Source organism: Actinoallomurus acaciae, assembly GCF_042429965.1.
In the GTDB taxonomy this organism is placed as follows: Bacteria; Actinomycetota; Actinomycetes; order Streptosporangiales; family Streptosporangiaceae; genus Actinoallomurus; species Actinoallomurus acaciae.
The window spans coordinates 1-9,151 of the sequence record NZ_JBHLZP010000334.1 but is presented as its reverse complement, the minus strand read 5'-3'; the positions used below and the strand labels follow the sequence as shown (position 1 = coordinate 9,151).

Here is a 9,151-nt window from a genome sequence, read left to right as displayed (position 1 = left end):
GGCTCCGCGGTGCTCGTCGCGACGCCCGACCGCGGCGGGCGCTGGCTGCCCGCACGCGACGTGCGTGTGCGGGACACCGCGGCGGGCGCGTCCCGGCCCACGGGTGCCGACCTGGTCCGCACCGCGAAGATGTTCGTCGGCCTGCACTACCTGTGGGCCGGCACCTCGTCGTTCGGCTTCGACTGCTCCGGGTTCACCCACACCGTCTATGACCTGAACGGCATCACGATCCCGCGCGACTCCGACGCCCAGAAGGCCGGCGGGCGGCCGGTGGACCGGGCCGGTTTGCGGCCCGGAGACCTGATCTTCTACGCCCACGACCACGGCACCGGGTCGATCCACCACGTCGGCATGTACATCGGTGACGGGTACGAGATCGACGCCCCCGCCAACAGCGCGACAGAGGAAAGCCCGCTGGAAATCGTGAAGGTGGACGAGCACCGGTACGCGGATGAGTACGCCGGGGCGGCGCGTTACCTTTGACCAAGTTCTCGAAAATTCGTAGCGTTCCCGGTCGATCTTCTCAGCCATTGGTGGAAAACTCGTTCCGGAGTGCTTCCGCTAAAGTCGGCACATTCGGCGGGATGGGGGATGAAGGATGACCCGAAACACTCAGGAAGTCGGATGGTATGTGCACTTCGGCCGGTTGTCGGCGGCGAAGGAAGGCGCGGCCGAGACGGCCGGCAGCCTGCACAAGAAGATCGGTGAACTGACGCCGGGCTGCGTCGCCGCGGCCTCGGATCATGGGGGAACGTCGTTCGCGGCCGCGCTCGCGGGCTGCCATGCCCGGTTCGTGGATCATTTCCACGGTCACGCGACGGAGATCTACGGCATCAGCGACCAGCTCGCGCAGAACCACCGGCACTACAGCTCGGCCGAGCTGGACTCCGACAAGACCACCAATGAGGTACGGGAAGTCTGATGTCCGAGCTCACCTACAGTCAGCTCTATAACTTCCAGCCGGCGAAGTTCGCCGACACCGCCGGAGCCTGGAAGCAATGGGCGGACTCCGCCCTGGAGCACGCCGGATTTCTCAATGACAAGGTCGGCCAGCACATCACCGTGGGCCACTGGGGCGGTCTCTCGTCCGAGCTCGCCCGCGGCCGGGTCACCGACGCCCACGTCAACATCTCCAAATCCGCCGGGCAGTTGCAGAACGTGGAAACGATGCTGACCCAGGCCGGAAAGGACTTCGAGGCGGCCCAGCGCGACCTGCTGAACGCCGTGGGCGACGCGACCAAGCAGGGGTACAGCGTCGTCGAGAGCGGCAGCGACGCCGAGGTCAAGGCCCCGGCCACGCCGCCGAAGGGCAAGTCCCCGCAGGACGTCGTCGATGAGGGACAGAGACTGCAGACGCGCATCAACGCGGCCCTGTACCGGGCGAGGCGGATCGACGACGGGCTGACCGGCGCCCTCAACGGCCTCGACCCGAAGACCGGTGCCAGCGGCCCGAACGGCAGCCACGGACCCGCCGGCTGGAACGGCAGCTACGGCTCGAGCGGCGCGCCGCCGCTGACGCGCCCGTCCGGCGAGGTCGCCGACTGGATCAAGCAGGCGATCGACATCATGCGCGCGCACGGCATCAACGTCACCTACGCGGACGCCCCCATCATCGCGACGATCATCCAGTACGAGTCGGGCGGCAACCCCAATGCGATCAACCTCTGGGATTCCAACGCCGCCGCCGGTCATCCCTCCAAGGGTCTGATGCAGACCATCGACCCGACCTTCAACAGCTACGCCCTGTCCGGCCACACCAACGTCTACAACCCGGTCGACAACATCATCGCGGGCACCCGCTACGCCCTGAGCCGCTACGGCTCGCTGGGCAACGTGCCCGGCATCCAGGGCATCGCCAACCACACCGGGTACGTCGGCTACTGAGCCCCGGGCGATCTCACAGCGCGCCGAGGTCCACCCCGTTGCCCATCGCCGCGTAACCGGCGTCGTTCGGATGCAGGTGGTCGCCGGAGTCGTACGGCGGGAAGAGCCGGCGGGGATCGGCCGGGTCGCGTACGAGCCCATCGAAGTCGATCACCGCGTCGAACGTGCCGCTCCTGCGGATCCAGGTGTTGACCGCCCGCCGGACGAGTTCCTCGCGCGGGGAGTAGTACGCGCAGCCCGCGAACGGCGTGAGCGTGCCGGCGACGACGCGCAGACGGTGGGCGTGGGCGCGGGCGGCGATGGCCGCGAGGCCCGCGGTGATTTTGGCGGGGTCGCGCTGGCGCGGCGGCAGGTGGATGTCGTTGATGCCCTCCAGGACGATCACCGTGCGCACGCCGGGGCGGCTGAGGACGTCCCGGTCGAGCCGTTGCAGCGCGGGCTCACCGCGTGTGCCTCCGCCGAGCAGGAGCCGGTTGCCGCCGATCCCGGCGTTCAGCACGCCGAGCGGGCGGGGTCCCCGGGCCAGCCGGGCGGCGAGGACGTCGGTCCAGCGGTGGTCGGCGCCGTCGGTCGACCGGTAGCCGTCGGTGATGGAGTCGCCGACGGCGACGACCGCGCCCCGTGCGTCACCGCCGGTGACGTCGACGCCCGAGACGAGGTGTCCCGAGTGCGTGACGCTCGGGAAGACGCTCGCGTCCAGTGCGTTCGCCGCGTCGGCGCCGCTCACCACCAGCGAGCGGCGCAGGCCGATCGGGTGGAGGCTCAGCGGCGTGGCGTACCCGGGCGTGTAGGTCGTGACGAACAGGTCGTGGACGGCGGGCACCCGGAGGCGGACCGGGTCGCTGACGGCCTCGGTGCCCGGGGCGATGGACACCGAGGCGCTGCCGCGGAACGTGACCTGGCGCAGGGTGCCCGGCGCCACCCGGCCGCCGGCCGCCGGAAGCGCCACCGTGGTGTGCGCGACGAGCAGCGGAGCGGTGCCGAAGGCGTTGGAGAGCCGTACGCGCAGGGCCGTGCCGCCGACGCTCGTGTGCACCACGTCGCGGATCGTGCAGTCCACGCAGCCGTTGGCGGTCGTGGTCACGACCGGGCTCTCCCACGTGCCCACCCAGGCGGGGGCGCGGGGCTCGCGGGCCAGCGTGCGCGACCGTACGGACGCGGGACCGACGACGAGCAGGGCGATGCCGCACGCCACGGCCACCGGCCTGCGGAACGCACTCCTCCAACCCAAGGTGACCGTCCATCTCCCAAGCTTCCGGGGAGTCTTTCGTTCTGGACGGTCCGTCGTCAACCGACTCGCGGGTATCCGGGTGACCTGCCGGTAAGGTCCCCGGTCAGCGGCGTGCCCGCGACGGTCGTGCGGCGGCCGAGGAGGGCAGCTTCGCGCGGGCCGCGGCGGGCGTGTACAGCCCGACGACGTGGTAGCCGAAGTCGACCGCGCCCGGCGCCGGGGGCGCGAGGTTCAGCGTGAAGCCGGTGGCGGCCGCGTCGCCGACCCAGACGACGCCGTACGCGGTGCCCTGCCCGAACACGTCGGCGCCCTGGGAGGTGGTGACACTCTGGACGCCGTAGTGCGTGCCGGTGTGGGTGTAGGTCTTGGCGTACAGCGCGTTGGAACCGTCATCGGACGCGTTCTGGCGCAACAGCATGGCCGAGCCGCTGCCGGTGCCGCCCGAGGCCGACAGGATCGAGGTCCCGTCGGAGCTGTTCGCGTTGAGGGCGTACCCGCCGCCGGTGTTCGTGGCCGTCACCGCGCTCGTGCTCGAACCGCTCGAGAACGACCCGGTCGCCGCGTACGCCGCCACCGGCGCGACGACGGTGCCGACGGCGAACGCCACGGCCGGGATCATGAGCTTGCGCGACGGGAACCGGCGGCTCGCCCAATGTCCACCGGCGCGCGGTAATCCCGAGGCAGCGATCGAACGTCGCAGGTCACATGGGTGACCGGATCAGGTCACGACCTGCGTTGGCGGCCGTTCCGCGCCTTTATTCTCAATCCGCTTCACCCGCCATTCCCCCTCCTTTTCGAGCGGATCTCCCATGCGCACGCGCCATCCCCTCACGCTCCTGCTCGCCGCCGTCGGCGTCACCGCCGGATACCACCGGATCCTGCTGGAGCACACCCGGTGGGCGGAGACGATGTGGAATCCGGCCACAGCCGAGTACAGGCTGTGGGTCCGCTCGTCGTCCGGCACCGAACCGGCCGCGACCGCCAACCCGGCCCTGTACCAGAGCGACAGCTTCGCCTTCACGGTCGTGCTGGGCAACGCCGTGCCGCTGAGGTTCGGGACGTACGACGCGGACCTCGCCGGCGTGCCGCGCGACGTGCTGCGACAGCACACCGTGGACACCATCGCGCACTACGCGGCCGCGAACCGCTGGGTCGACGCGCGGGGCACGTGGGGCGGCGACGTCTACTGGGACAGCACGTTCGAGTCCTACTTCGCCGCCGCCGCGAAGCTCATGTGGGCCGACCTCGACGCGACCACCCGGGTGAACATCGACAAGATGATCCAAGGGTCGGCGAACTACGTGGTGAGCATCGGCACCGGCAACGACCCCAAGTCGCCCGGCTGGACCATCCCCGGGCTCGCCGGCGGCTACGAGGGCAACACCAAGGAGGAGGAGATGGGCGTGCGGACGATGCCGCTCGCCGCCGCGCTCGCCTACCTGCCCGACGACCCGGCCGCGCCGCGGTGGCGCGAGTGGCTGACCCGCTGGACGACGAACATCGCCGGGCTGCCGGTGGCCGACCAGGCCAACCCGGCGGTGATCGACGGCCACCCGGTGTCGGAGTGGAACAGGTCGCACAACATCTACGACACGTTCGCCGCGGAGAACCACGGCTCGTTCAGCCCGATCTACCAGGAGTCGGCCGAGACCTACCCGGGGCGCAACACCGCCCAGTACCTGATCGCCGGGCAGTCGCCGCCCCCGTCGCAGCGCCGGCTTCCCAACGGCGACGAGCTCGACACGACACTCCTGCGGCTCGCCACCGACTCGGGCGTCTCGGCGTACCCGATGGTCGCCGACCGCCACCACCTCTACGGCCGTGAGGTGCTGCCGGTCGCCTACAGCGCCGTCGTACGGGGGAACCCCGACGCCGCGCGCGCCGAGCGGATGCTGCTCGACCACCTCGACCCCTACCTGCACTACCCGCCGGAGAACCGGCTGACCAAGTTCGGCAGCGCGGAGAACCTGGGGGCGTACGAGCCGGAGGCCCGCTCGGAGCTGGCCATGGCCTACCTGCTCCGCTACGGGCGCGACCGGCTCGGTGGAGGGGCCGAGCCGGTCGGCACCGGCACGTTCTTCAAAGACGTCGGCTCGGTCACCAACCACGGCACGGAGATGGGCATGGTCGCGCAGCAGTCGCCGGGCGCGCTCGCGGCGGCGGTGCCCAAGCCCGGCTTCGTGAAGTTCGCCTGGCTGCCGGAGCACGACGACTGGTTCCTGGACCCGACGGCGGGCAACCCGTCGTTCCTGCCCTCGACGTCGCTGACCGTGTCGGACCGTACCGCGCACGTCTACCGGAGGGTGCGCGACGGCGTGGACGCCTCGGCGCCCCTCCTGCGGACCTCCTCGGGCTTCGCCGGGTTCACGACACTGCCGGACGGCTCGGTGGTGTACGCCACGTCGGGGCTGGCGGCCGGTGAGGGCGCCTTCCACGTGTTCGCTCTGAACATGCCGGGCGTGCGCGGCCTCGACGGCGACCGGGCCTTCACCGGACCCGGGGGAGCGGTGACGCTGGCCCCGGGCAACGCCGACGGTGGCGTCGACCAGGTGAACTTCCCGGCGGCCTCCGCCCGGTACGTGCGGATGCTCGGCGTGCGGCCCGCGACCGGGTACGGCTACTCCCTCTATGACTTCCAGGTGTACGGCGGCGGCGTGGACCTGGCGCGCGGCAGGGCGACGACCGCCTCATCCGTTTCGACCGGGTACGAGGCGCCGCTGGCCACCGATGGCGACTCCAGCACCCGGTGGGCGGTCTCGAAGGACGACCGCGCCCGCATCGACGGCTCCAACCCGATCGACGTGACGACGTCCGGCGTCGTGCTGTCCGACGGGCCCGCGACGGGCAGCGCGGGCATGGTCGTGGAGGCGCGGCCGGGGCAGCCGGCGGCCGACACCGAGCGGAGCGCCGCGGATTCGGCGCCGTCGGGCGGTCCGGCCGCGCTGCGGGCGAGTCTGGCCGGCGGGTACCTCAGCCTGTTCGACCTGAGCGGCACGAAGATCAGCGGGGCGTGGCTGACCCTGCCGATGAGCGGGGACGTCCGGCTGTACCGGGGCACCCGGCGCACCGCGCCGGGCGGCACGGTCTACCAGGCGACGGTCGACGCGGCGGACGCGCGGGTCGAGCCGCCGCGGTTCACGCTGAGCGGCACGGTGCCGGCCCTGGAGGCGACCGTCGCCGACGCGCAGAACCTCACGCTGAAGAACCTGGACACCGGCGGCACGGCCACCTTCACGGTGCACACGGCGGACGACGCGGACCGCGCCGAGGTCACGCTCGCGGCGGGGGAGCAGCGGACGGTGCACCTCGGCGGGACCCGTCTGACGCCGGTCGCCGACCTGGCCCTCACCAAGACGACGTTTCCGACGTCGCCGCTGCCCGCGGGCATGAACGACCCGGACCTGGCGGTCGACGGCGACTCGTCCACCGCCTGGCGGCCCGGTACGTGGCGGTCCAGGCGCCGCGCTGGGAGGGCAACACCGGCCTGGCCGACCTGAGGGTGTTCGCCGCGGGTTGAGCCGAGCGCTCTCAGACGACGTGGGTCTCCAGTGTCCACGGCAGCATGTACCGCGACGCGGCCGTCTCCTCCATGCGCTCCCGCGCCTCCTCGAAGGCCGTGTTCCAGCCCAGGGCGATCGGGACGCGGACGCTCATGCGGGTTCCTCCGTGGGACGCAGGGCGGCGACCGGGCGGGCCCTCAGGTGCCACAGGCACAGCAGCACCGCGAGGAGCGCGGCGCCGCCGCACAGCCAGAACGAGGTCAGGAACGCCTCGCGTCGCGGCAGGCCGCCCGGCAGGCGCATGCCCGAGAACAGCATCCCGACCACGTCGCTGCCGAAGGAGTTGCCGACCGCGTACATGACGACCGAGATGCCCAGCGCGATGCCCGACTCGGACTCGGGCACCACGCGCAGCACCATGAGCTGGGTGGCGGCCAGGCCGAGCGCCAGGCCCATGGACGACAGCCCGAGCGAGGTCATCGTCAGGACCGGCACGTCGTGCAGCGCCAGGTAGCCGAGGAAGGACAGGGTGATCAGCGCCGATCCGGTGCCGGCGGCGACCGCGCTGGTGCGGTGCCGTCCCATGCGCTGGAGGAGTATCGCCCCGGCGACGCCGCCGAGTGTCTGCGGCAGGGCGAACCAGCCGGTGCGCAGCGCGCTGTACCCGTAGCCGTACCCGGTCAGGTGCGGCACGGCCTGCGCATAGCGGGTCACGGCGGTCAGCGACCCGTAGATCCCGAACGCGATCAGGAACGTGACGAGGTACGGGACGCGCACGTGGGCACCGACCACCGCGGACAGCCGGATGAGCGGATGCCGCGCACGGGCGGCCTGCAGGAGCCACACCGCGAACAACACGACCCCGCCGGCGAGCAGGCCGGCCACGGAGAACGATCCCCAGCCCCAGACCGGGCCCTCGCTCAGGCCCAGCAGCACGCAGGACAGCGCCGCGGCCAGCAGCACCGCGCCCGTGACGTCCAGCCGGCCCTCGGCGCGGAACGGCGAGTCGCGGACGAAGACCAGCGTCGCGGCGACGCCGGCCACGGTCATGACCGTGCCGATATAGAAGAACACGTGCCAGGCGGCGGGGTGCACGCCGACGAGCGCGCCGAGCAGCAGGCCGCCACCGACGCCGGCGCCGTTGCCGGCGTGGATCGCGCCGATGGTCAGGTGCGCGCGGCGGGGCGGCATCGTGTCGCTGGCGACCGCCTCCGGCAGCGCGAGCATCGGCAGGATCGCCCCCATCAGCGCGCGGGAGACGACGAGCAGGGCGAAGTCGCTCGTCAGCGAGCCGAGGACGCATCCGGCGAGCACGAGGACCAGCGAGACCAGGATCATCGGGCGCTTGCCGTACAGGTCGGCGAGCTTGGTCAGCACCGCCAGCGCGATCGCGCCCGACAGCAGCCCGGCGGTGACCAGCCAGGAGGCGGCGCCGGGGGTGACGTGGAGCTCGCGGCCGATGGTCGGCAGCAGCGGGATGATGCCCACCTGGAGGAGCTGCAGGGTGAAGCCCAGGAAGGTGAGCGTCGCCACCGCTCCACGCCCGTTGAGCGCACCGGCGGAGTGCACGTCCTGGGCCACGGTGGCCTCCTCTGGGCCAATATATATCGGTATACATAAATCGCTACATGCTCCGGCCGAGGAGACGCCCCGGGGGGAGCAGGCCGCCAAGCGGACCTACTCCGTCACCGACGAGGGCGTGGCCGAGCTCGAGGCGGCCCGCGCGGGCTACCCGACGTAGGCGGGCGCGAGGGCGGCGGTCATCAGCCGGCGCGCCGTGCCGGTGCCGTCGGCGGGCACCGTCCACAGGTCGCTGCCGTAGTCGCCGGCCATCGCGTACACGACCGTGTCCGGGCCGGACCAGACGACCTGGTCGTCCACGCTACGGTGCTCGGCGAGCGGCGTCTCGCGCATCGTCCGCAGGTCCAGCGCGTACAGCCGCCACGGCGCGTCCGGCGACGCGCCCTTCACCCGCTTCTTGAACACCAGGCGCGTCGCGTCGGGCGACAGGGACGGGCACTCGACGTTGTTCCGCAGCGTGCGCATGGTCCGGGCGGCGTCGTCGCCGCGGACGAGATAGGTCCTCCCGCCCGTCGCGAGCGTCGCGTAGAAGTGGGTGTCGTCGGCGAAGGTCACCCCCCAGAAGTTCACGTCGGCGGCCCGGTAGGCGCGGCCGTCCCTGGTGATCGCGTAGGTCTCCAGGCTGCTCTGCAGCCGCCAGGTGCGAGTGTCGAGGATCGACGTGCGGGTGGAGAAGGCGGTGCTGGCGTAGGAGTCGCCGCTGACGAAGACCGTCCAGGCGACCATGCGCCCGCTCGGCGAGACCCGGGCGCGCGTGGGGATGCCGGCGAGCGGGAAGCGGCGCAGCACGCGCAGCCGGGAGTCCAGCACGAGGGCCCGGTAGGTGTCCTGGACGGCACCGCGCACGGCCTGCAGGCAGATTCCGGTGCCCGCCGCGGCGTGCGAGGGCCCGGTAGGTGTCCTGGACGGCACCGCGCACGGCCTGCAGGCAGATTCCGGTGCCCGCCGCGGCGTG

9 protein-coding genes are annotated in these 9,151 nt (G+C 71.9%); 4 read left to right on the top strand and 5 right to left on the bottom strand.

Features of this window, described 5'->3' with window-relative positions; translation table 11 throughout:
• From ACFFNX_RS33120 to ACFFNX_RS33110, 3 genes are all read left to right on the top strand, one after another.
• Nucleotides 1-483, top strand: a 483-nt coding sequence (locus ACFFNX_RS33120; protein WP_378209806.1) for a C40 family peptidase, incomplete at its 5' end; no start/stop codon positions are given.
• A gap of 148 nt (nucleotides 484-631) precedes the next feature.
• Entirely contained in the window at nucleotides 632-922 is a 291-nt protein-coding gene (locus ACFFNX_RS33115) for a hypothetical protein (protein WP_378209805.1), read from the top strand.
• The gene (locus tag ACFFNX_RS33110; RefSeq protein WP_378209804.1) at nucleotides 922-1,884 is read left to right on the top strand and encodes a transglycosylase SLT domain-containing protein; all 963 of its coding nucleotides are present in this window, start codon (nucleotides 922-924) and stop codon (nucleotides 1,882-1,884) included. The genes ACFFNX_RS33115 and ACFFNX_RS33110 overlap by 1 nt, the downstream gene beginning before the upstream one ends.
• Before the next feature lie 13 nt (nucleotides 1,885-1,897).
• Here ACFFNX_RS33110 and ACFFNX_RS33105 read toward each other — a convergent pair whose 3' ends face one another.
• Nucleotides 1,898-3,115: an SGNH/GDSL hydrolase family protein gene (locus ACFFNX_RS33105; RefSeq protein WP_378209803.1), complete on the bottom strand. Its 1,218-nt coding sequence runs from the start codon at nucleotides 3,113-3,115 to the stop codon at nucleotides 1,898-1,900.
• Between the two features lie 103 nt (nucleotides 3,116-3,218).
• Nucleotides 3,219-3,722 carry a hypothetical protein gene (locus ACFFNX_RS33100; RefSeq protein WP_378209802.1) on the bottom strand — a complete coding sequence of 168 codons (504 nt, stop codon included), beginning with the start codon at nucleotides 3,720-3,722 and terminating at the stop codon, nucleotides 3,219-3,221.
• A gap of 202 nt (nucleotides 3,723-3,924) precedes the next feature.
• On the opposite strand from ACFFNX_RS33100, the gene ACFFNX_RS33095 reads away from it, so the two are divergent.
• Nucleotides 3,925-6,612: a hypothetical protein gene (locus ACFFNX_RS33095; RefSeq protein ID WP_378209801.1), complete on the top strand. Its 2,688-nt coding sequence runs from the start codon at nucleotides 3,925-3,927 to the stop codon at nucleotides 6,610-6,612.
• A gap of 31 nt (nucleotides 6,613-6,643) precedes the next feature.
• On the opposite strand, the gene ACFFNX_RS33090 is transcribed toward ACFFNX_RS33095, so the two are convergent.
• The 3 genes from ACFFNX_RS33090 to ACFFNX_RS33080 all read right to left on the bottom strand — a co-directional run.
• The gene (locus tag ACFFNX_RS33090) at nucleotides 6,644-6,769 is read right to left on the bottom strand and encodes a hypothetical protein (protein ID WP_378209800.1); all 126 of its coding nucleotides are present in this window, start codon (nucleotides 6,767-6,769) and stop codon (nucleotides 6,644-6,646) included.
• Nucleotides 6,766-8,196 carry an MFS transporter gene (locus ACFFNX_RS33085; protein WP_378209799.1) on the bottom strand — a complete coding sequence of 477 codons (1,431 nt, stop codon included), beginning with the start codon at nucleotides 8,194-8,196 and terminating at the stop codon, nucleotides 6,766-6,768. Before ACFFNX_RS33085 ends, ACFFNX_RS33090 begins: the two co-directional genes overlap by 4 nt.
• A gap of 147 nt (nucleotides 8,197-8,343) precedes the next feature.
• Nucleotides 8,344-9,151, bottom strand: an 808-nt coding sequence (locus ACFFNX_RS33080; RefSeq protein ID WP_378209798.1) for a TolB-like translocation protein, incomplete at its 5' end; no start/stop codon positions are given.

Coding starts and splice junctions, on each gene's coding strand:
- ACFFNX_RS33090 (WP_378209800.1), bottom strand. CDS start 6,769: ATGAGCGTCCGCGTCCCGATCGCCCTGGGCTGGAACACGGCCTTCGAG.
- ACFFNX_RS33110 (WP_378209804.1), top strand. CDS start 922: ATGTCCGAGCTCACCTACAGTCAGCTCTATAACTTCCAGCCGGCGAAG.
- ACFFNX_RS33095 (WP_378209801.1), top strand. CDS start 3,925: ATGCGCACGCGCCATCCCCTCACGCTCCTGCTCGCCGCCGTCGGCGTC.